Below are 18218 nucleotides of genomic sequence, written 5' to 3' on the forward strand. Positions count from 1 at the left end.
TGCTCCAACTCGCCTTGCGTCAGGTGCTCTAAGGCCAACGAGAGTTAGCGTGGGAGCGGGCTTGCCCCGCGATAGCGTAGTTAGCGCTGACGCTATCGCGGGGCAAGCCCGCTCCCACGTTGATAGGCGTTGTTAAAGATTGAACCGCCCTACCATCCCGCGCAGTTGCTGTCCCAACTGCTCAAGCTCGCCACTGGAAGCCGCCGTCTGCTCACTGGCAGCACTGGTCTGATCCGACACTTGCCGCACATTGATCACGCTGCGATTGATCTGCTCGGCCACCACACTTTGCTCCTCGCTGGCCGTGGCAATCTGCTGGTTCATGCCCTGGATGCTGGAAACTGTCTGGGTGATTTGCCCCAGCGCGTCACCGGCCTTACGGCTTAGCTCCACGCTTTGTTCGGTAAGTTGCTTGCTGCTGTCGAGCAGGCCAGTGACCTCGTCTGTGCCACTGTGCAAGCTGGCGATCAGTTGCTCGATCTCTTCGGTCGATTGCTGGGTGCGCTGGGCCAAACCTCGGACCTCATCAGCGACTACCGCGAAGCCGCGCCCCGCTTCACCCGCGCGTGCAGCCTCGATGGCGGCATTGAGCGCGAGCAGGTTGGTCTGCTCTGACACCGACTTGATCACACCGAGGATGCTGCCGATGCGCAGGCTTTCCTCCGCCAGGTGATGCATGGCCCGTAGGCAGTGATCCATCTGCCCGGCCAACTGCTCGATCTGCGCGACCGCCTGGGCCACCACTTCATCGCCCAGCTGCGCCTGATGATCGGCGGTGGTCGCGGCTTGCGAGGCCTGCTCGGCATTCTGTGCCACTTCTTGCACCGTGGCGCTCATCTGGTTCATCGCGGTGGCCACCTGGTCGGTCTCTTCGCGCTGTTGGTTGATCCGCTCTTTGGTGTCTTCGCTGGCATTTGCCAGTTGTGAGGCTGCACTGGATAACTGGCTGACACCTTGGTCGATGCCGCCGATCAGCTCACGCAAGCTCAGGGTCATGTCGCGCATGCTCGCCTGCAACTGGCCCATTTCATCGCGGCGTGTGACCGGCTCCAATTGGCTTAGGTCGCCGCGGGAGATGCGCGCAGCCTGGGCCAGGGTCTGGCGTAGCGGCTGGGTAATCTGCCGGGTGATCACCCAGCCGGCGGCGATACCCAGCAGCAAGGCCAGCAAAGCGACCGTGGTCAGCAGCGAGCGCGCCGCCAGCGCTTCATGGTCCCGCTGCTCGACCTTCTGTTCGCCCAGCGCGATGCTCGCTGCGCTGAGTTCGTCGCCGATCTTCTCCATGTTGTTCTGCAACTGTTCGACGTTGATTGCCGCGCGGCGATATTGCTCAAGGCTGCTGCGATACCTTGCTAGCTGCGCAGCAGGCTGCTCCATTAGGCTGCGCGGCAATTCGAGCCGGGCCAAGGCCCTTAGGAGCTGATCGAGCGCGACGTCGGCAGCATTCAGGGCCGTATCGCCAACCTTGGCGAAGTCTTCGATGGGGGAGAAGGTGTAGGCCGGCACCCGGCTTTGTTGAGCGGCATTGTCGATATGGCGCGACAGGCTGTCCATCAGCCCCAGTACACCTCCTTGCTGTTTGTCAGCGGGCATTCGCAGCAGGGCTTGGGTCTGTAACTCGTCGATCACCTCATCGAGCTTCTCGGCCTGCGCCTGCAAGGTGCTGCGAGTCTGGCTGCGCAGATCGACCGCACGTAGCAGGGCGGCGAAATCGTCGCGCAGCCGCTGCAGTTGTTGCAGTTTCTGCGTGAGCAGCTGCTGTGACGCTTCGACACTGCTGCGTTGTTGCAAGGTGCTGAGCATGTGCTGCAACTGTTCAAGGATGTGGGCAATGCGCGCCTTGCTGGTGTCATCGGCAAGGACGCGGAAGGTAATGCGCTCGGCGCGCAAGTCTTTGCTCAGCTCATTGATCCGAACGATCTCGCTCAACTGTTGCGAGCGGGTGATGGCCTCATCGAGGGCGCGCCAGCCACTGACCGTGGTGGCCAGGGTGAGCAGCAGTACGATCGCGAAGCCCAGGGCGAGCTTCAGTCCTACGCTCAGGTTGCCTAACCTGCGATTGAAGTTTGCGAACATGGTATGCCTCCGTCCAATAGAGTGATGGCCCCGTGATATGGCCATGCCTGCTCATCGGCAGAGGGGGTGTGGGACTGGACCTGTAAGTTGTGTAGGAAAAGTCGCTAAAGCGAGCGGGAATTAACTTGGGTGTTGTGCTGTGATCGAGGGCCTCTTCGCGGGCAAGCCCTGTAGGAGTGGGCTTGCCCGCGAGAGGCCCTCAACGACACCCATCAGAGCCGGAACTTACCCACCAACCCCTGCAAGTGGGTACCCAGCCTGGCCAGCTCAACGCTGGAACTGGCGGTCTCCTCGCTAGCCGCTGAGGTCTGGTCAGAAATATCCCGCACGTTCATCACGCTGCGGTTGATCTCCTCGGCCACCGCACTCTGCTGTTCTGCGGCGGTAGCAATCTGCTGGTTCATCGCCTGGATCGACGACACCGTGCGGGTAATGGTTTCAAGAGAACCACCGGCACGGCGGGTCAGTTCGACGCTGCTGTCGGTCAAGCCGCGGCTGGCGTCCATGACACTGGCCACGCGTTGCGTGCCGGTCTGCAGGCTGGCAATCAGCTCCTCGATCTCTTCGGTCGATTGTTGGGTGCGTTGGGCCAGGCTGCGCACTTCGTCGGCGACCACGGCAAAGCCGCGCCCGGCCTCGCCTGCGCGGGCAGCCTCGATGGCGGCGTTGAGCGCCAACAGGTTGGTCTGCTGGGCCACTGCCTTGATCACATCGAGCACGCTGCCGATCTTGTCGCTTTCGGCCTTGAGCTGGTTCATCGCCTCGCTGGAGTTGACCACCTCGCCGGCCAGGCGCTCGATCTGGGCGATGGCTTCGCCAACCACGCGGTCGCCTTCACGGGCCTGCTGGTCGGCTACCAGGGCTGCCTCCGAGGCCTGCTCGGCATTGCGCGCGACCTCATGCACGGTGGCGGCCATTTCGTTCATCGCAGTGGCGACCTGGTCAGTCTCGACCTTCTGGTTGTTGACCCCCGCGCTGGTCTGTTCGGTCACCGCCGAAAGCTCCTCGGCAGCACTGGCTATCTGGGTGACGCCGTCACCGATGCCGCCGATCAGCTCGCGCAGGCTCAGGGTCATGCGCTGCATGCTGGCTTGTAATTGGCCCAGCTCGTCGCGGCGGTCCACTTGCAGGTTCTGGGTCAGGTCGCCTGCCGCTACCCGCTCGGCGGCGGTCAGGGTCTGGCGCAGCGGTACGATGATCTGCCGGGTGATCGCCCAGGCCGCGATCAGCCCGAGCAACAGCGCCAGGGCGGTGGCGCCGGCAAGCAGGGTCTTGGCCTGTTGGGTGCCTTGGTCGCGAACCTGGGTTTGCGAGCGGGTCATCTGCTGCGCAGTGTCGAGCAGGATCGTGCCTTGCTCGGCCATGTGCTTGAGTGCCTGCTCGCTGGCATCCTGGGCATTGCCGACCTGTATCACGGCATCCCGATAGGCGGCCAGCGCGCTCGCTGCGTCGTCCAGGCTGGCGGCGTGCTCGGCGCCGACTTTGCCCGGCAGTGCCTTGAGAATGGCCACGGCCTGGTCAATGGCATCGAGCGCGGTGCGCTGGAACTCTGCTTTACCGCTGTAGGTGTAGCCGCGGACCTGGAAGCGCGCCTGTTGCAGTTGGGCGCTGACTTCGACGGCCTCCTGGTATTGGCCGATATCGCCGCCTTGCAGCAGGCTTTGCTGGACCTTGCTGATCAGCTCGGCGGCCTTGTCGGCGCTGTCACCCAGCACTTGGCGGCCAGCAGTGCGCTGTTGATCTGCCTGTCTGAGCTGCTGGAATGCCTGCTGGTACTGCCGCACCGCTTCGCGCTGCTGTTCCAGGCGCTTGAGGTCGTCGGGCAGCTCGATCTGGCCGAGCATGAACTGCACCTGGTTCTGCAAGCTGCTCAGGGCTTTTTCCAGCTCGGCTACCGAGGCTTCATTGCGATCACGCGCGTAATGCTGACGGGCGATGCGCAACTCCTGGGTGCCTTGGTGAATCACCGAGATGTTGCCGAGCTTATCGCCGCGGCTGGTGACACTGTCCACACCGAACCATCCGGTCAGGGTGATGGCCAAGGTCAACAGCAAGACCAGGCCAAATCCAAAGCCCAGCTTGCGGCTGACACTCATATTTCCCAGAGACTGGGCAAACCACTGGTACATGTTCGACTCCCCGGCGTTTGGCAGCGCAGATTATTGTTGTGCTGCAAAGGCCATCGGCTTGCGCCGGGGAAACTTGATGGGGGGAAAGGTCTGACTGATGCGTCAGAAAATTCGTGACAGCAACGCCGTGACGGCAGTCTCTACGCGCAGGATGCGTTCGCCCAGTTGCACCGGTGCCAGGCCAGCCTTGCCCAATAGCTCGACTTCGTAGGGGATCCAGCCGCCTTCGGGGCCAATCGCCAAGGTTACCGGCTCGTTCACGGCGCGGGGGCAGGCAGGGTAGGGGCCGGGATGACCGACCAAACCGAGGGTACCTGCGGCGATGGCGGGCAGGCGGTCTTCGACGAACGGCTTGAAGCGTTTCTCGATGATCACTTGCGGCAGTACCGTATCGCGAGCCTGCTCAAGGCCGAGGATCAGGTTGTCACGGATCGTCTCGGGGTTGAGAAACGGCGTCTGCCAGAAGCTCTTCTCGACTTTGTAGCTGTTGACCAGGATCAGCCGGGGCACACCCAGGGTGGCGACGGTCTGGAACAAGCGCCGGAGCATCTTCGGGCGCGGTACCGCCAGCACCAGGGTCAGTGGCAGTTTGGCTGGGGGTTGCTGGTCGAAGGCGACCTGCAATTCGGCCTCGTGGCCCTCCAGGCGGACCACCGTGGCCTGGCCCATCAGCCCGTTGATACGCCCCACGCGCAGGCTGTCACCCACTGCAACGCGGTGGATTTCCTGCATGTGGGTGAAGCGACGATCAGCCAGCACGACGCGGTCGGCCGCGATGAAATCGGCCTCTTCGAGCAACAACAGGTTCATGGCTGGGTCGCTGGCGGCTGGTCGTTGTGGTCGTCTGCGCCAGCCTCGTCGACATGGCCGCGCTTGCGGATCAGGCCGCCGCACAGCACGCCGATCTCGAACAACAGCCACATCGGCACGGCGAGCAGGGTCTGCGAGAAGATGTCTGGCGGGGTCAGGACCATGCCGACCACGAAGCAGCCGATGATCACGTACGGGCGAATCTTCTTCAGGTACTTGACGTCGACTACGCCAATCCACACCAGCAGCACCACCGCCACCGGGATTTCGAAGGCCACGCCGAAGGCGAAGAACAAGGTCATGACGAAATCGAGGTAACTGGCGATGTCGGTCATCATCGACACCCCTTCCGGCGTGGCGCTGGCGAAGAAGCCGAAGATCAGCGGGAACACCAGGAAGTAGGCGAAGGCCATCCCGGCGTAGAACAGCAGGATGCTGGAAATCAGCAGCGGAATGGCGATGCGCTTCTCGTGGCGATACAGGCCCGGCGCGATGAAGCCCCAGATCTGCTGGAGAATGAACGGAATCGCTAGGAACAGCGCGACGATCATGGTCAGCTTGAACGGCGTGAGGAACGGCGAGGCCACGTCGGTGGCGATCATCGTTGCATTGGCCGGCAAGTGATCGCGCAGCGGCGCCGAGACCAGGGTGTAGATCTGTTGGGCGAACGAGAACAGCCCGGCGAAGATCAGGAAGACAACGACAACGCAGCGCAGCAGGCGCGTACGCAATTCGGTCAGGTGCGAAACCAGCGGCATTGGCTGATCGTGTTCCGGTCTATCGCTCATTGGACTCGTGGCGTCTGGGGTGGCTCAGGAGGGGTAGCAGAGCTGGCGGGCGTGCTGGCATCGGCTGGTGTGGCCGCGTGGGCGCCGGCTGGCGCTGCGCCTTGCTCTGGCGCAGCGGCTGCAGGGGTGCTGGCGGCGGCCGGCGTTTCGGCTGGCTTGGCGGGCTCGGCCAGCGGATTGAGGATGCGCCGTGCCTCCTGTTCCATCGACAGGATGTGCTCGTTGTGCAGCTGGCGGCGGATGTCGTCGGCACCGATTTCGCGCTCGACCTCCATTTTGATGCTGTTGAAGCTGCGCTTGAGCCGCCCGATCCACAGCCCCGCAGTGCGCGCGGCGCCCGGCAGACGCTCGGGGCCGAGCACCACCAGGGCGACCAGGCCGACGAGCAGCAGCTCGCTGAAGCTGATGCCAAACATGGGTCAGTCTTTCCGCTGTGGCTCTTGGACCGGCTGGGCCTGGCCTTCGATGGTGGTGTGCGTCTGGTTCAGCGGCGCGGTGTTGTGCGGCTGCTGGGTGGGTGGCACGGGCTGCACCGGTGGTGGGGTCTGCTCGGTGGGCTTGTTCTCTTCGTCGCTCATGGCTTTGCGAAAGCCCTTGATCGACTCGCCCAGGTCACCGCCGAAGTTTTTCAGCTTCTTGGTGCCGAACACCAGGACCACGACGACCAGCAGGACGATCCAGTGTTTCCAGTCAAAAATACCCATGGTGTACTCCCTTGAATGATGTGTTGGCCGAGCCGACGCTATCGCGGGGCGAGCCCGCTCCCACGGGTCAGCTTTGCCGGGCGGCTTTTTCGTCGTGGCCGGACAGGCCGAAGCGGCGGTCCAGTTCGTCCAGCACCGCTTGTGGATGTTGGCCCAGCGCGCTGAGCATCACCAGGCTATGGAACCACAAGTCTGCGGTCTCGTAGATGACATCGCTGCAATCACCGCTGCGTTCGGCGTCTTTGGCCGCGATGATGGTTTCTACCGATTCTTCGCCGACTTTCTCAAGGATCTTGTTCAGGCCCTTGTGGTACAGGCTGGCCACATACGAGCTGTCCGGGGCCGCGCCTTTGCGGGCCTCCAGCACTTCGGCCAGACGAGTCAGGGTATCGCTCATGTCAGTGTCCTGCGCTGTAAATTGCATCGGGATCTTTCAGGACTGGGTCGACGGTGTTCCACTGGCCATTTTCATAGACCCGGTAGAAGCAGCTTTCGCGGCCGGTATGGCAGGCGATCTGGCCCAGTTGCTCGACCATCAGGATGATCACGTCGGCGTCGCAGTCCAGGCGCATTTCATGCAGTTTCTGCACGTGGCCAGACTCCTCACCTTTACGCCACAGCTTGCCACGCGAGCGCGACCAGTAGATGGCGCGCTGCTCGGCGGCGGTCAAGGCCAGCGATTCGCGGTTCATCCAGGCCATCATCAGCACGCGTCCGGTCTGGTGGTCCTGGGCGATCGCCGGTACTAGGCCATCGCTGTTCCACTTGATCTCGTTCAGCCAGTCTTTCATCGTCGACTCCAAAACCGGGCCCGCTCCTGTACCGGGCCTGTTGCGCTAGTGTGCCAGCCAGCGGCGCGGCTGGCTATCGGCGCACGATCAGGTAAAGGCCCGCCGCGAGCATCAGCCAGGCCGGCCAGGCAGCGGGGGCGCTGAGGCTGACCGCGCCGGCTGCCAGGGTCGCGCCGCCGCCGAGCAGGCCGGCGCCGAGCAGGCGCAGCGCCCAGTTGTCGGTTTGGCGACGGCGCTCGGGCAGTTGCGGGTTGTGCAGGTGCGGCTGCGACAGGCGTTCGAGCAGGTCGCGGGTCATGTCGGCCAGGTGTGGCAGTTGCTCGGCCTGGCTGTACAGGTTGCCGAGCACGGCCTTGGGGCTCATGCGGTCACGCATCCAGCGCTCCAGATACGGCTTGGCCGTGCTCCACAGGTCCAGGTCGGGGTACAACTGGCGGCCCAGGCCTTCGATGTTGAGCAAGGTCTTTTGCAGCAGTACCAGCTGCGGCTGGACTTCCATGTTGAAGCGCCGGGCGGTCTGGAACAGGCGCATCAGCACCTGGCCGAAGGAGATGTCCTTGAGCGGTTTTTCGAAGATCGGCTCGCACACGGTGCGAATCGCCGCTTCGAATTCGTTGACCTTGGTATGCGCTGGCACCCAGCCGGAGTCGATGTGCAGCTGCGCTACGCGGCGGTAATCGCGTTTGAAGAAGGCGATCAGGTTGCGCGCGAGGTAGTCCTGGTCTTCGGCGGTGAGGCTGCCGACGATGCCGCAGTCGATGGCGATGTACTGCGGGCTCCACGGCTTGACCGTGCTGACGAAGATGTTGCCTGGGTGCATGTCGGCATGGAAGAAACTGTCGCGGAACACCTGGGTGAAGAACACCTCCACGCCACGCTCGGCCAGCAGTTTCATGTCGGTGCGCTGGTCGGCCAGGGTCACCATGTCGGTGACCGGCACCCCATAGATGCGTTCCATCACCAGCACTTTTGGCCGGCACAGGTCCCAATACACTTGCGGCACGTACATCAGCTCCGAGCCTTCGAAGTTGCGTCGCAGTTGGCTGGCGTTGGCCGCCTCACGCAGCAGGTCGAGCTCGTCGTAGATGGTTTTTTCGTAGTCGCCGACCACTTCCACCGGGTGCAGCAGGCGGGCATCGGCGGAGACCCGCTCGGCGCCCTTGGCGATCAGGAACAGCCAGGCGAGGTCTTGGGCGATCACCGGCTTCAAGCCTGGACGCACCACTTTGACCACCACCTCTTCACCGGTTTTCAGGCGCGCCGCATGTACCTGGGCCACGGATGCCGAAGCCAGCGGCTCGACGTCGAAGCGGCTGAACACTTCACCGACCTTGGCCCCGAGCTGCTCTTCGATCAGTGCTACCGCTTGCTTGGGGTCGAACGGCGGGACGCGGTCCTGCAGCAGCATCAACTCATCGGCGATGTCGATTGGCAGCAGGTCGCGGCGGGTCGACAGCAACTGGCCGAACTTGATGAAGATCGGCCCCAGATCCTGCAGGGCCAGGCGCAGGCGCGCGCCGCGGCTGAGCTCGGAGGCCTTGCGCGGCAGCCAGCGCCAAGGCATGAGCAGGCGCAGGCTGCGCAGCCACCAAGGCAGGGGCAGGTCGAACAGCAGGTCATCGAGGCGGTAGCGGATCACGACGCGCTGGATGCGCAACAGACGGCGGACGGCGAGCAGCTTCATGCGTTATCGCTGGTATCAAGGGATCGGGCAAGGCGGCGGATGCGCGCCTCGAGGCGTTCTATGTCGATTTTCACGGTATCGAGCTCGCTGAATGCAGCTTCGGCTTCGCGGCGGCCGACCAGGGTACGGGATTCTTCGGCGAGGTACTCGGACAGGTTCTGGCTGAACCGCGCCAGGCCCTGGCGGGTCCAGCGTGCGCGTAGGCGCAGGTGGCCGGCGAGCATGGCCGTGGGCACTGGGCCTAGCCAGCGCGACAGCTCGTACTCCCAGTCCAGCTCCAGGTCCTGCAGCACCGCAACCAGGTCGAGCAGCACGGCGCTGTCGCCATGGAGCTGGACTTGCGGGCTGTGCAGCACGGCGCTCTTGTCCTTGGCCAAGGCCAATTGCACCAGGCTGCCGGCAGGCGCGCGCAGGGTGCAGTCGGCTTCGCCTTCCCAGTGAGCGGCAAGCATCAGACCGTCTGCGTCGGGCAGGATGTACAGCTGCAAGGCCGGCTGCACGCAGTCGATGGCGATCACCTTGCCTTCCAGCGCGGCCAGGCGCGGCAGGGCCGTGCTGTCCATGCGCAGGATGCGGTTAAGGCCATGCTCGACGCTGGCAAGAAGGCCGGCCAACAGCATCAGGGTTTGATCCCCCGGTGTACGGCAACGATGCCGCTGGTCATGTTGTGGTAGGTGACGCGGTCGAAGCCGGCATCGACCATCATGGCCTTCAAGGTCTCTTGATCAGGGTGCATGCGGATCGACTCGGCCAGGTAGCGGTAGCTCTCCGAATCATTGGTGATCAGCTTGCCTGCCAGCGGCATGAAGGCGAACGAGTAGGCGTCGTAGGCCTTGGACATCAGCTTGTTGGTCGGCTTGGAGAATTCCAGCACCAGCAAGCGGCCACCTGGCTTGAGCACGCGCAGCATGGAGCGAATGGCTTCGTCCTTGTGGGTCACGTTGCGCAGGCCGAAGGCGATGGTCACACAGTCGAAATGGTTGTCCGGGAATGGCAGCTTTTCTGCGTCGGCCTGGACGAACTCGATGTTGCCGGCAACGCCACGGTCGAGCAGGCGGTCACGGCCGACCTTGAGCATCGACTCGTTGATGTCTGCCAGCACCACTTGGCCGGTAGGGCCGACCAGGCGCGAGAACTTGGCTGCCAGGTCACCGGTGCCACCGGCGATGTCCAGCACTCGATTGCCACTGCGCACGCCGGACAGCTCGATGGTGAAACGCTTCCACAGACGGTGCATGCCGCCGGAGAGAACGTCGTTCATCAGGTCGTATTTGGCGGCCACCGAGTGGAACACCTCGGCGACTTTCTTCGCCTTCTGGCTTTCTGGGACGTCCTTGAAGCCGAAATGAGTGGTGGGTTCGGCGTGTTCGCCTTTGCGCTGGTCGTTCATATCGCATCACCGGAAAAAATTACCGCCATTCTAGGGGCAACGGGCGGATTTGTCTTGGCGGGGTGTGCCGTGCGGCGGGGGCGGGCATAATGAGGGCATTGTCTTCATATTCAGGATTGCCCGCATGACCCAGATCAGCGTTGAACGCAAACACGCCCTCGGCCGCGACGCCGCCCGCGCCAAGGCCGAGGCGCTGGTGGACAAGCTGACCCGCGAATACGACCTCAAGGCCCAGTGGAATGGCGACCGGGTGGATGTGTCGCGCAGCGGCGCCAATGGCAGTGTGCACATTGGTGAGGACAGCATTCGCGTCGAGCTCAAACTGGGCATGATGCTGTCGATGATGAGCGGCACGATCAAGGGCGAGATCGAGCGGGCGCTGGATAAGGCGCTGGCCTGAGTCCGTGTATTGGGGCTGCCACGCAGCTCCAAAATCTGTCAGCCAACACCGCTTAGGGTGATGATTCTAATTTTTCTCCCTACCTTTGTGCTCAAGCCCTGAATCCATGGGCAGTTCCTCCATCCCCTATGAGCGTGAGGTGCAGAGCATGGCCAAAATCAATTTGAAGAAAAAAGACGACGCCCAGGGCACCCTGGGCGAGGTGCGTAGCTATGCGCGCCGAATCTGGCTGGCAGGCATTGGTGCGTACGCCCGTGTCGGACAGGAAGGCAGCGAGTACTTCAAAGAGCTGGTGAAGGCTGGCGAAAGCGTCGAGAAGCGTGGCAAGAAAACCCTCGACAAGAAGCTCGATGCCGCCAATCACCAGATCGACGAAGCCGGTGAAGAAGTCAGTCGCGTACGCGGCAAGGTCGAGGTTCAGCTCGACAAGATCGAAAAAGCTTTCGATGCACGTGTCGCTCGTGGCTTGAATCGCCTCGGCATTCCGTCTAAACATGACGTTGAGGCGTTGTCCATCAAGTTGGAACAACTGCACGAGTTGCTCGAGCGTGTCGCGCGCAAACCATAAGGAGAGCAGGATGGCTGGCAAGAAGAACACCGAAAAAGAAGGCAGCTCCTGGATCGGCGGAATCGAGAAGTACTCCCGCAAGATCTGGTTGGCTGGCCTGGGTATCTACTCCAAGGTCGATCAAGACGGCCCCAAGCTGTTCGATCAACTGGTCAAGGATGGCGAGAAAGCCGAGAAGCAGGCGAAGAAGACTGTCGACTCGGCCGCTGATGGCGCCAAGTCTGCCACCACTTCGCGGGTGTCGGATGTCAAAGAGCGTGCGCTGGGCAAGTGGAGCGAGCTTGAAGAGGCCTTCGACAAACGCCTGAACAGCGCCATCTCGCGCCTGGGTGTGCCGAGCCGCAACGAGATCAAGGCCCTGCATCAGCAGGTCGATACGCTGACCAAGCAGATCGAGAAGCTGACTGGCGCTTCGGTTACGCCGGTGTCCAAGACGGCGGCGAGCAAGACTGCCGCCAAACCACTGGCCAAGGCTGCGGCGAAACCTGCTGCCAAGACCGCCGCGGCGAAACCTGCGGCCAAGCCTGCGGCGAAAACCGCGGCGGCCAAACCTGCTGTGGCGAAACCAGCAGCCAAGCCTGCTGCGGCGAAATCAGCAGCCAAGCCTGCTGCTGCCAAACCTGCTGCGGCGAAAAAGCCAGCAGCGAAGAAGGCAGCGCCTAAACCGGCAGCAGCCAAGCCAGCCGCTCCGGCAGCCAGCGCGGCACCCGCCGCCACTGCTGCACCCGCGCCAAGCGCAGCTACCGCTAGCAGCGCGCCGTCGGCACCGGTGAGCGCGGTCACTCAGGCCTGATACCGGGTCGTCCTTATCGCGGGGCAAGCCCGCTCCCACGTTAGTCCCAACTCATCCGGGGCTGCGTGGGAGCGGGCTTGCCCCGCGATGCTTTCAGGCGCTATGCCGCTGAGGCTCACCCCTCCAGATACTTCATCGCCAACTGCTCGGCGGCCTTGCGCGCCGGTGCCTGCAAGTGCGGCGCCACCAGCATCATCACCTGATACACCACTACCCCGACATCGCCCTCACGGCCCAGCACACGCTGGTAATCCAGGGAGAACATCAAGGTCAAGGTGATCTGCTCCACCAGTTGCCCCAGCGCCTGGGTCTCGCTGGTTACCTGTCCTTGCGACTTGAGGCTGGCCAGCAGCGCCGCCAGCGTGCGCTTGATCGCATTGATCAGGCTGCGCATGCCGCGCGCCAGTTTGGGCAGGCGCCCGGTCAGGTTGGACAAGTCCTGAAACAGAAACCGGTACTGCGCCATGCGTTCGACGATCAGGTGCAGGAACAGCCAGTAGTCCTCGGCATCCAGGCGCACATCCAGCGGCGGGTCGAGCAGCGGCATCAATGCCTCTTCGAAGCGCTCGAACAGGCCATGGACCAACGGCTCCTTGCCGTGGAAGTGGTAGTACAGGTTGCCTGGGCTGATCCCCAGCTCATTGGCAATTTCCAGGGTCGAGACATTCGGCTCGCCTTGCTGGTTGAACAACTGCAAGGCGCATTCAAGGATACGATCACGGGTCTTCATGCGTTCAGCGCGCCAATACGTAAGTGCCCGGTGCCGACTCCAGGGGTGGATAGGTGGTGTTGCCCAACTCGACGCGCGGCTCCTTGAGCGGCCCTGAACGCTGGCTGATCCATTCCAGCCACAGCGGCCACCAACTGCCTTCGCTGCGTGTGGCATCGTGGAACCAGGCCCGGGGATCGCTGGGTAGCCTGGGGTTGTCCAGGTAGTAGGCCTTGGGGTTGCCAGGCGGATTGATAATGCTCTGGATGTGGCCGCTGTTGGCCAGTACGAAGCGCCGCTCGCCACCGAGTAGTTGCGCCGAGCGGTACACCGCATCCCACGGGGTGATGTGGTCGTTGCTGCCGGCGACGTGAAAGCTGTCCAGCCCGACCTGCTTGAGGTTGATCGGCGTGCCGCACACCTCCAGCCCGTCGGGGTGGGTCAGCGGGTTGTGTTTGAAAAAATCCAGCAGGTCGCCATGCAGGGCGGCGGGCAGGCGGGTGTTGTCGGCGTTCCAGTAGAGGATGTCGAAAGCCGGTGGCGTCTTGCCGAGCAGGTAGTTGTTGACCCAATAGTTCCAGATCAGGTCGTTGGGCCGCATCCAGGCGAAAATTCGCGCCACCTCGCCGCCATCGAGCACGCCGCGTTGATAGGAGCGACGCTTGGCCGCCTCGACTGTCTGTTCATCGGCGAACAGGCTGGCGGGGCTGTCGAACTGGCTGTCGAGCAAGCTGACCAGGTAGGTGGCGCTGCGCACCTTGCGCAGCTGCTTCTTGGCCTGCAGGTGGCCTTGCAGCGCGGCCATGGTCAGGCCGCCGGCACAGGCGCCCATCAGGTTGGGATCGCGATTGCCGCTGATGCTGCGGCAGGCGTTGAGTGCTTCTTCCAGCGCCTGCACGTAGCTCGACAGGCCCCACTCGCGGTGGCGCGGATCGGGGTTGCGCCAGCTGACCATGAACACCTGTAGGCCATTCTTGAGCATGTGCTGGACGAAGCTGTTGCTAGGGCTGAGGTCGAAGATGTAGTACTTGTTTATTTGTGGTGGCACCACCAGCAGCGGCCGGGCGTACTGCTTTTCGCTCATCGGCTTGTACTGGATCAACTCCAGCAGGTCGTTGCGAAACACCACCGCACCTGGGGTGGTGGCGACATTGCCGCCGACCTCGAAGGCGCGTTCGTCGACCTGCCGCGGCAGGCCGTCGTTATGGCGCAGGTCATCGAGCAGATGGCTCAACCCGCGCACCAGGCTCTGCCCGCCAGTGTTGAGCAGCTCCTTGACCGCTAACGGATTGAGCAGCGAGTTACTCGGGGCCAGGGCATCGTTGATCAGGCTGAACAGAAAATGCGCGCGGGCGCGGTCGTCATCGGACAGCGAGCTTTCCTCGATCCACAACCGGGTTTGTTTCTGCCAGGCCAGATAGGCCTGCAGGCCGCGCCGGTAGAAGGGGTTCTGGCTCCAGGTGGGGTCCTTGAAGCGACTGTCGCGCGGGTGCGGCTGGTAAGGGGTATCACCCAGCATGACCCGGCCTAGTTGGCCGCCCAGGGCCAGCAAGTGGCGGGCGGTGTGCAAGGGGTTGGTCAAGCCGTGGCGGCCGACGTGGCGCAATGTGCTGATCAGATCGCGGCCGCGCAGGCCAGTGATGGCGTTCTGCACGTTCATGATCGTGGCGGGGACCTGTGCGGTCCCTTTGGCCGGCTTTTCCTTCATGACAACACTCCCTCGTCGTTACGGTGTCGGTCGTCCCAGCCTCATCGCGGGGCAAGCCCGCTCCCACGCAGTCCGCGATGAAGCAGGTTAGCGTGGGAGCGGGCTTGCCCCGCGATAAGGCCGGCACTGACACAACCAAGCCAGTTGGCGCCTCCAAGCACAGCGCCCCACTCAACCACCGGAGGCGGGACGGGGATGCATGACCGCACGCTGACGCTCTTGCTGGAGGAACTTCATGATGATCGGGGCCACGGCCTCGGCCCGGGTGATCAGAAACAAGTGGCCGTCGTCGATTATGTGTAGCTGGGCATTGGGAATTCGCCAGGCCAACAGGCGCATGTTGATCAACGGGATCAGCGGATCGTCGTCGCCGGCCAGCACCAGGGTCGGCTGGCTGATCTTGTGCAGCCAGTGAATGCTGGTCCAGCCGAGCCCGGCGAACAGCTGCCAGTAGTAGCCCAGCTTGCCGCCCGAGCGAACCTTGGCCGCGTGGTGCATGGCCAGGTCCGGGTCGCGGCGAAAACCACCGCCATAAATCATTGGCGCGATGCGGATCACATGGGACGGCTGCACGTAGCGCCGCGGGCTGGCCATCATCCACAGCACCTTGGGCTTGCCCGGCACCATCACCGCCCCGGCCGCGGTGGCAGCCAGCACCAGTTTCTTGCAGCGCTCGGGGTAGTCGTAGGCAAACTGCTGGGCCAGCGCGCCTCCCCAGGACACGCCTATGACGTTGACCTGACCGTAGTCCAGGTAATCGAGCATCCGCGCGGTCAGCCTGGCCAACCCAGGAAAGCGATAGGGGTGGCGCGGGGTGGAGGAGCCGCCGACGCCGGGCACGTCGAAGGCAATGACTTCCAGGTCCGGATCAAGCGCCTCGATGAACGGGAACACCAGCTCCAGGTTGGCGCCGATGCCGTTGAAGATCAGCAGCGGCGTCAGGTGCGGTTTGCCTGGGCGGACCGCGGTGCGGATGGACTGGTTGTCCAGCTCGACGGTCCTGTAAACATAGGGTTGCGACATGCGCGACACTCGGTAAGGGGTCAATCACCGTGGCGCCCAGCAGCGGCCACGGCGTCCTGCTCAACGCTCGTGAACGTAGGTGCCCGGCGCTGCTTCGCCAGCGGCGTAGGCGCGGTTGCCCAGGCGCGTCGGGGCCTTTTTCAATTCACCCGCGCGCTCGCCCAGCCAGCTCTGCCAGTGCAGCCACCAGGAGTCGGCGTGCTTGCTCGCGTTCTCTTGCCAGACCAGCGGCTCGTTGGGCCGGTCTTCACCGGTCAGGAAGCGCGCCTTGGGGTTGCCTGGTGGGTTGAGAATGCTCTGGATGTGCCCGCTGTTGGACAGCACGAACTCGATCTTGCCGCCGAACAGGTGCGCCGAGCGGTAGCACGACTGCCAGGGCGTGATGTGGTCGGCGGTGCCGGCGACGCTGTAGATGTCGCACTTGACCTGTTTGAGGTCGATGGCCGTGCCGCACACCTCCAAGGCCTCGGAGCGGGTCAGCGGGTTGTTCTTGAACATCTCGATCAGGTCGCCATGGAAGGCGGCCGGCAAGCGCGTGGTGTCGTTGTTCCAGAACAGGATGTCGAATACCGGCGGCTCATTGCCGAGCAGGTAATTGTTGACCCAGTAGTTCCAGATCAGGTCGTTGGGGCGCATCCAGGCGAACACCTTGGCCATGTCGCTGCCTTCGAGCACGCCGGCCTGATAGGAGTGGCGCTTGGCCGCTTCCAGGGTCTGCTCGTCGACGAACAGCGCGACCTGGGTGTCGACCGTGGTGTCGAGCACGCTGACCAGCAGGGTCAGGGCATTGACCTTGTTCTCGCCAAGGGCTGCGTAGTGGCCGACCAGCGCGGTGCAGGTGATGCCACCGGAGCAGGCGCCGAGCATGTTCAGGTCCTTGGCGCCGGTAATCGCCAGCACCGCGTCGACCGCTTCCTTGAGCGCATCGATGTAGGTCGACAGGCCCCACTCGCGCTGGGCCTTGGTCGGGTTGCGCCAGCTGATGATGAAGGTCTGCTGCTGCGAGCGCAGGCAGAAGCGCGCCAGGCTCTTCTCCGGGCTAAGGTCGAAGACGTAGAACTTGTTGATCTGCGGCGGCACCACCAAAAGCGGCCGGGCGTGCACCTGCTCGGTGATCGGGCGGTACTGGATCAGCTCCAGCACATCGTTGCGATAGACCACTGCACCTTCGCTGGTGCCGAGGTTCTTGCCGACCTCGAAGGCGTCCATGTTGACCTGGCTGGGCATGCCGCCGTTGTTGACCATGTCCTTGGCCAGGTTGGACAGGCCATCGAGCAGGCTCTTGCCGCCGGTCTCGAAGAAGCGCTTGACCGCTTGCGGGTTGGACAGGGTGTTGGTCGGTGCCATGGCCTCGGTCATCAGGTTGATGACGAACTGGCCGCGGCTGATGTCCTGGGGCGACAGATCGCTCTCGCTGATCCAGTCGTTGAGCTCCTTGCGCCAGGCCAGGTAGGTTTGCAGGTAGCGCCGATAGAGCGGGTTGTGGCTCCAGGCGGGGTCGTTGAAGCGACGGTCGTCGCCCTCGGGGTGCAGGCTGGATTTGCCCAGCAGCACGTTCTTCAGTTCCAGGCCGAAATGCGCAATATGTTTGGCACTGTGCAGCGGCTGGCGCACGGCTTGACGCAGAACGGTGCGCGCTGAACTCAGCAGATCCTTGCGGCGAATCCCGATCACCGGGTTCAGGCCCAGGGTGTTTTCCGAGGCTTGCCGCTGCAACTCATCGTTGTTCTTGTTACTCATCTACGACGCTCCGTTGTCCTGAGACGAGTACCGGTTGGCTGTGGCGGGTACACAGACGACTGCCCGGTACTGCTTGCTCGGGTGACCAGTGATAAGGAACAGCGGTGCTGCGACCGGATGCGTGTCGGTGATGAGCTGCGGGTTTTTCTGCGTGTGAAGACAGCCTGCTTTCGCTCGCGACCTCTACAACAACCGGCCTGGCCCTGCTTGCCCGAGAAGCAATGCAGGGAACTTGCCAGCTCCATTGGTTACCCGACTTTCATGTAATGCGCAAGACAGCCATTGCTTGGCGCTCGTGCAGCCATTCAAGCAGACCAAATTAGAAAATGCGCTCTAATCCTTGAGAGCCCTGAGCTAGAGCATCAGTTTGACCACTGATTCGGACGGGTCGCGAGATTTTCCGGCCTTGCTCAGTTCATCGAGATACTCCGCCCACAGCTGCGCTTGGCGCAGGCACAGTTGCTCAAGGTACTCCCAGGTGAACAATCCGCTGTCATGGCCGTCGTCGAAGGTCAATTTCAGTGCATATTGACCGGCCGGTTCCAGGCCGGTGAGGCCGACGTTGATCTTGCCAAATTGCAGGATGGGATTGCCGTGGCCCTGGACCTCGGCGGAGGGCGAGTGCACGCGCAAGAACTCGGCGGGCAGGTGATAGACCTCATCTGGGCCGTAGGTCAGGCTCAGGGTTTTCGAGGCTTTGTGCAGGTTGATTGCGGTGGGCAGGCGGGCCATGGGCGGAATCTCTCGGGGCTTTATGCTGCAAGCTTCGGGCTTGGAGAGATTAGATTCAAGCGGGGGCTGATTCGCTGGAGCCTTCAGAAGGCGTGGGAGCGGGCTTGCCCCGCGATAGCTGGCGTTGCTGCCGACGCTATCGCGGGGCAAGCCCGCTCCCACGCGCCGCTCCC

General features: G+C 63.1%; 19 protein-coding genes and 2 pseudogenes. 3 read left to right on the top strand and 18 right to left on the bottom strand.

Annotation, left to right across the window (positions count from 1 at the left end; all coding sequences use genetic code 11):
- Nucleotides 1-132 precede the first annotated feature (132 nt).
- The 13 genes and pseudogenes from ACI2JX_RS18425 to ubiE all read right to left on the bottom strand — a co-directional run bounded on the left by ACI2JX_RS18425 (nucleotide 133) and on the right by ubiE (nucleotide 10372).
- Complete coding sequence (locus ACI2JX_RS18425; protein ID WP_404690705.1) at nucleotides 133-1005, bottom strand: methyl-accepting chemotaxis protein; 873 nt, start codon at nucleotides 1003-1005, stop codon at nucleotides 133-135.
- Nucleotides 988-2121 (bottom strand): annotated as a pseudogene (locus tag ACI2JX_RS18430) (methyl-accepting chemotaxis protein); the annotation flags it as partial. The gene ACI2JX_RS18425 and the pseudogene ACI2JX_RS18430, both read right to left, overlap by 18 nt.
- A gap of 167 nt (nucleotides 2122-2288) precedes the next feature.
- On the bottom strand, nucleotides 2289-3161 hold the full coding sequence (locus tag ACI2JX_RS18435; RefSeq protein WP_372353299.1) for a methyl-accepting chemotaxis protein: 873 nt from the start codon (nucleotides 3159-3161) through the stop codon (nucleotides 2289-2291).
- Nucleotides 3144-4205 (bottom strand): annotated as a pseudogene (locus ACI2JX_RS18440) (methyl-accepting chemotaxis protein); the annotation flags it as partial. The gene ACI2JX_RS18435 and the pseudogene ACI2JX_RS18440, both read right to left, overlap by 18 nt.
- 102 nt (nucleotides 4206-4307) lie before the next feature.
- Nucleotides 4308-5015 carry a 16S rRNA (uracil(1498)-N(3))-methyltransferase gene (locus tag ACI2JX_RS18445; protein ID WP_186557346.1) on the bottom strand — a complete coding sequence of 236 codons (708 nt, stop codon included), beginning with the start codon at nucleotides 5013-5015 and terminating at the stop codon, nucleotides 4308-4310.
- Entirely contained in the window at nucleotides 5012-5803 is a 792-nt protein-coding gene (gene tatC, locus ACI2JX_RS18450) for a twin-arginine translocase subunit TatC (protein WP_264234350.1), read from the bottom strand. Before tatC ends, ACI2JX_RS18445 begins: the two co-directional genes overlap by 4 nt.
- Nucleotides 5800-6219 (bottom strand): Sec-independent protein translocase protein TatB, encoded by a 420-nt coding sequence (gene tatB / locus ACI2JX_RS18455; protein ID WP_264234351.1) that lies wholly within the window; start codon nucleotides 6217-6219, stop codon nucleotides 5800-5802. Before tatB ends, tatC begins: the two co-directional genes overlap by 4 nt.
- Nucleotides 6220-6222: 3 nt before the next feature.
- A complete protein-coding gene (locus ACI2JX_RS18460) occupies nucleotides 6223-6507 on the bottom strand; it encodes a twin-arginine translocase TatA/TatE family subunit (protein ID WP_264234352.1) in 285 nt (94 codons plus the stop codon).
- 67 nt (nucleotides 6508-6574) lie between these two features.
- Nucleotides 6575-6904, bottom strand: coding sequence for a phosphoribosyl-ATP diphosphatase (locus tag ACI2JX_RS18465; RefSeq protein ID WP_264234353.1), 330 nt, complete (start codon nucleotides 6902-6904; stop codon nucleotides 6575-6577).
- A 1-nt stretch (nucleotide 6905) separates the two neighbouring features.
- Entirely contained in the window at nucleotides 6906-7298 is a 393-nt protein-coding gene (gene hisI, locus ACI2JX_RS18470; RefSeq protein ID WP_404690686.1) for a phosphoribosyl-AMP cyclohydrolase, read from the bottom strand.
- A gap of 73 nt (nucleotides 7299-7371) precedes the next feature.
- On the bottom strand, nucleotides 7372-8982 hold the full coding sequence (ubiB, locus tag ACI2JX_RS18475; protein WP_264234354.1) for a ubiquinone biosynthesis regulatory protein kinase UbiB: 1611 nt from the start codon (nucleotides 8980-8982) through the stop codon (nucleotides 7372-7374).
- The gene (locus ACI2JX_RS18480; RefSeq protein ID WP_264234355.1) at nucleotides 8979-9602 is read right to left on the bottom strand and encodes an SCP2 domain-containing protein; all 624 of its coding nucleotides are present in this window, start codon (nucleotides 9600-9602) and stop codon (nucleotides 8979-8981) included. The genes ubiB and ACI2JX_RS18480 overlap by 4 nt, the downstream gene beginning before the upstream one ends.
- Nucleotides 9602-10372 (bottom strand): bifunctional demethylmenaquinone methyltransferase/2-methoxy-6-polyprenyl-1,4-benzoquinol methylase UbiE, encoded by a 771-nt coding sequence (gene ubiE / locus ACI2JX_RS18485; protein WP_186557354.1) that lies wholly within the window; start codon nucleotides 10370-10372, stop codon nucleotides 9602-9604. The genes ACI2JX_RS18480 and ubiE overlap by 1 nt, the downstream gene beginning before the upstream one ends.
- Nucleotides 10373-10496: 124 nt before the next feature.
- Between ubiE and ACI2JX_RS18490 the strand changes: the two genes are divergently transcribed.
- The 3 genes from ACI2JX_RS18490 to ACI2JX_RS18500 all read left to right on the top strand — a co-directional run bounded on the left by ACI2JX_RS18490 (nucleotide 10497) and on the right by ACI2JX_RS18500 (nucleotide 12133).
- Nucleotides 10497-10772: a polyhydroxyalkanoic acid system family protein gene (locus ACI2JX_RS18490; RefSeq protein ID WP_186557355.1), complete on the top strand. Its 276-nt coding sequence runs from the start codon at nucleotides 10497-10499 to the stop codon at nucleotides 10770-10772.
- 148 nt (nucleotides 10773-10920) lie between these two features.
- Nucleotides 10921-11340, top strand: a complete 420-nt coding sequence (locus ACI2JX_RS18495; protein WP_264234356.1) for a phasin family protein — start codon at nucleotides 10921-10923, stop codon at nucleotides 11338-11340.
- Nucleotides 11341-11350: 10 nt separating this feature from the next.
- On the top strand, nucleotides 11351-12133 hold the full coding sequence (locus tag ACI2JX_RS18500) for a phasin family protein (protein WP_404690687.1): 783 nt from the start codon (nucleotides 11351-11353) through the stop codon (nucleotides 12131-12133).
- A gap of 115 nt (nucleotides 12134-12248) precedes the next feature.
- Here the strand turns inward: ACI2JX_RS18500 and ACI2JX_RS18505 are convergent, their stop codons facing one another.
- From ACI2JX_RS18505 to ACI2JX_RS18525, 5 genes are all read right to left on the bottom strand, one after another.
- Nucleotides 12249-12863 (bottom strand): TetR/AcrR family transcriptional regulator, encoded by a 615-nt coding sequence (locus ACI2JX_RS18505; protein WP_186557358.1) that lies wholly within the window; start codon nucleotides 12861-12863, stop codon nucleotides 12249-12251.
- Between the two features lie 4 nt (nucleotides 12864-12867).
- The gene (gene phaC / locus ACI2JX_RS18510; RefSeq protein ID WP_404690688.1) at nucleotides 12868-14550 is read right to left on the bottom strand and encodes a class II poly(R)-hydroxyalkanoic acid synthase; all 1683 of its coding nucleotides are present in this window, start codon (nucleotides 14548-14550) and stop codon (nucleotides 12868-12870) included.
- Between the two features lie 171 nt (nucleotides 14551-14721).
- On the bottom strand, nucleotides 14722-15573 hold the full coding sequence (gene phaZ / locus ACI2JX_RS18515; RefSeq protein ID WP_264234359.1) for a poly(3-hydroxyalkanoate) depolymerase: 852 nt from the start codon (nucleotides 15571-15573) through the stop codon (nucleotides 14722-14724).
- A gap of 60 nt (nucleotides 15574-15633) precedes the next feature.
- Nucleotides 15634-17313 carry a class II poly(R)-hydroxyalkanoic acid synthase gene (gene phaC / locus ACI2JX_RS18520; protein WP_312155204.1) on the bottom strand — a complete coding sequence of 560 codons (1680 nt, stop codon included), beginning with the start codon at nucleotides 17311-17313 and terminating at the stop codon, nucleotides 15634-15636.
- 354 nt (nucleotides 17314-17667) lie between these two features.
- Nucleotides 17668-18045, bottom strand: coding sequence for a gamma-butyrobetaine hydroxylase-like domain-containing protein (locus ACI2JX_RS18525; RefSeq protein ID WP_186557362.1), 378 nt, complete (start codon nucleotides 18043-18045; stop codon nucleotides 17668-17670).
- Nucleotides 18046-18218: the final 173 nt, after the last annotated feature.

The sequence above is a fragment of the Pseudomonas sp. NPDC088890 genome (genome assembly GCF_044900155.1).
GTDB lineage: Bacteria > Pseudomonadota > Gammaproteobacteria > Pseudomonadales > Pseudomonadaceae > Aquipseudomonas > Aquipseudomonas urmiensis.

Bases quoted from the DNA above. Each gene is read 5' to 3' on its own strand.
- ACI2JX_RS18425 (WP_404690705.1), bottom strand. From the start codon at position 1,005: ATGCGCGACATGACCCTGAGCTTGCGTGAGCTGATCGGCGGCATCGAC.
- ACI2JX_RS18435 (WP_372353299.1), bottom strand. From the start codon at position 3,161: ATGCAGCGCATGACCCTGAGCCTGCGCGAGCTGATCGGCGGCATCGGT.
- ACI2JX_RS18445 (WP_186557346.1), bottom strand. From the start codon at position 5,015: ATGAACCTGTTGTTGCTCGAAGAGGCCGATTTCATCGCGGCCGACCGC.
- tatC (WP_264234350.1), bottom strand. From the start codon at position 5,803: ATGAGCGATAGACCGGAACACGATCAGCCAATGCCGCTGGTTTCGCAC.
- tatB (WP_264234351.1), bottom strand. From the start codon at position 6,219: ATGTTTGGCATCAGCTTCAGCGAGCTGCTGCTCGTCGGCCTGGTCGCC.
- ACI2JX_RS18460 (WP_264234352.1), bottom strand. From the start codon at position 6,507: ATGGGTATTTTTGACTGGAAACACTGGATCGTCCTGCTGGTCGTCGTG.
- ACI2JX_RS18465 (WP_264234353.1), bottom strand. From the start codon at position 6,904: ATGAGCGATACCCTGACTCGTCTGGCCGAAGTGCTGGAGGCCCGCAAA.
- hisI (WP_404690686.1), bottom strand. From the start codon at position 7,298: ATGAAAGACTGGCTGAACGAGATCAAGTGGAACAGCGATGGCCTAGTA.
- ubiB (WP_264234354.1), bottom strand. From the start codon at position 8,982: ATGAAGCTGCTCGCCGTCCGCCGTCTGTTGCGCATCCAGCGCGTCGTG.
- ACI2JX_RS18480 (WP_264234355.1), bottom strand. From the start codon at position 9,602: ATGCTGTTGGCCGGCCTTCTTGCCAGCGTCGAGCATGGCCTTAACCGC.
- ubiE (WP_186557354.1), bottom strand. From the start codon at position 10,372: ATGAACGACCAGCGCAAAGGCGAACACGCCGAACCCACCACTCATTTC.
- ACI2JX_RS18490 (WP_186557355.1), top strand. From the start codon at position 10,497: ATGACCCAGATCAGCGTTGAACGCAAACACGCCCTCGGCCGCGACGCC.
- ACI2JX_RS18495 (WP_264234356.1), top strand. From the start codon at position 10,921: ATGGCCAAAATCAATTTGAAGAAAAAAGACGACGCCCAGGGCACCCTG.
- ACI2JX_RS18500 (WP_404690687.1), top strand. From the start codon at position 11,351: ATGGCTGGCAAGAAGAACACCGAAAAAGAAGGCAGCTCCTGGATCGGC.
- ACI2JX_RS18505 (WP_186557358.1), bottom strand. From the start codon at position 12,863: ATGAAGACCCGTGATCGTATCCTTGAATGCGCCTTGCAGTTGTTCAAC.
- phaC (WP_404690688.1), bottom strand. From the start codon at position 14,550: ATGAAGGAAAAGCCGGCCAAAGGGACCGCACAGGTCCCCGCCACGATC.
- phaZ (WP_264234359.1), bottom strand. From the start codon at position 15,573: ATGTCGCAACCCTATGTTTACAGGACCGTCGAGCTGGACAACCAGTCC.
- phaC (WP_312155204.1), bottom strand. From the start codon at position 17,313: ATGAGTAACAAGAACAACGATGAGTTGCAGCGGCAAGCCTCGGAAAAC.
- ACI2JX_RS18525 (WP_186557362.1), bottom strand. From the start codon at position 18,045: ATGGCCCGCCTGCCCACCGCAATCAACCTGCACAAAGCCTCGAAAACC.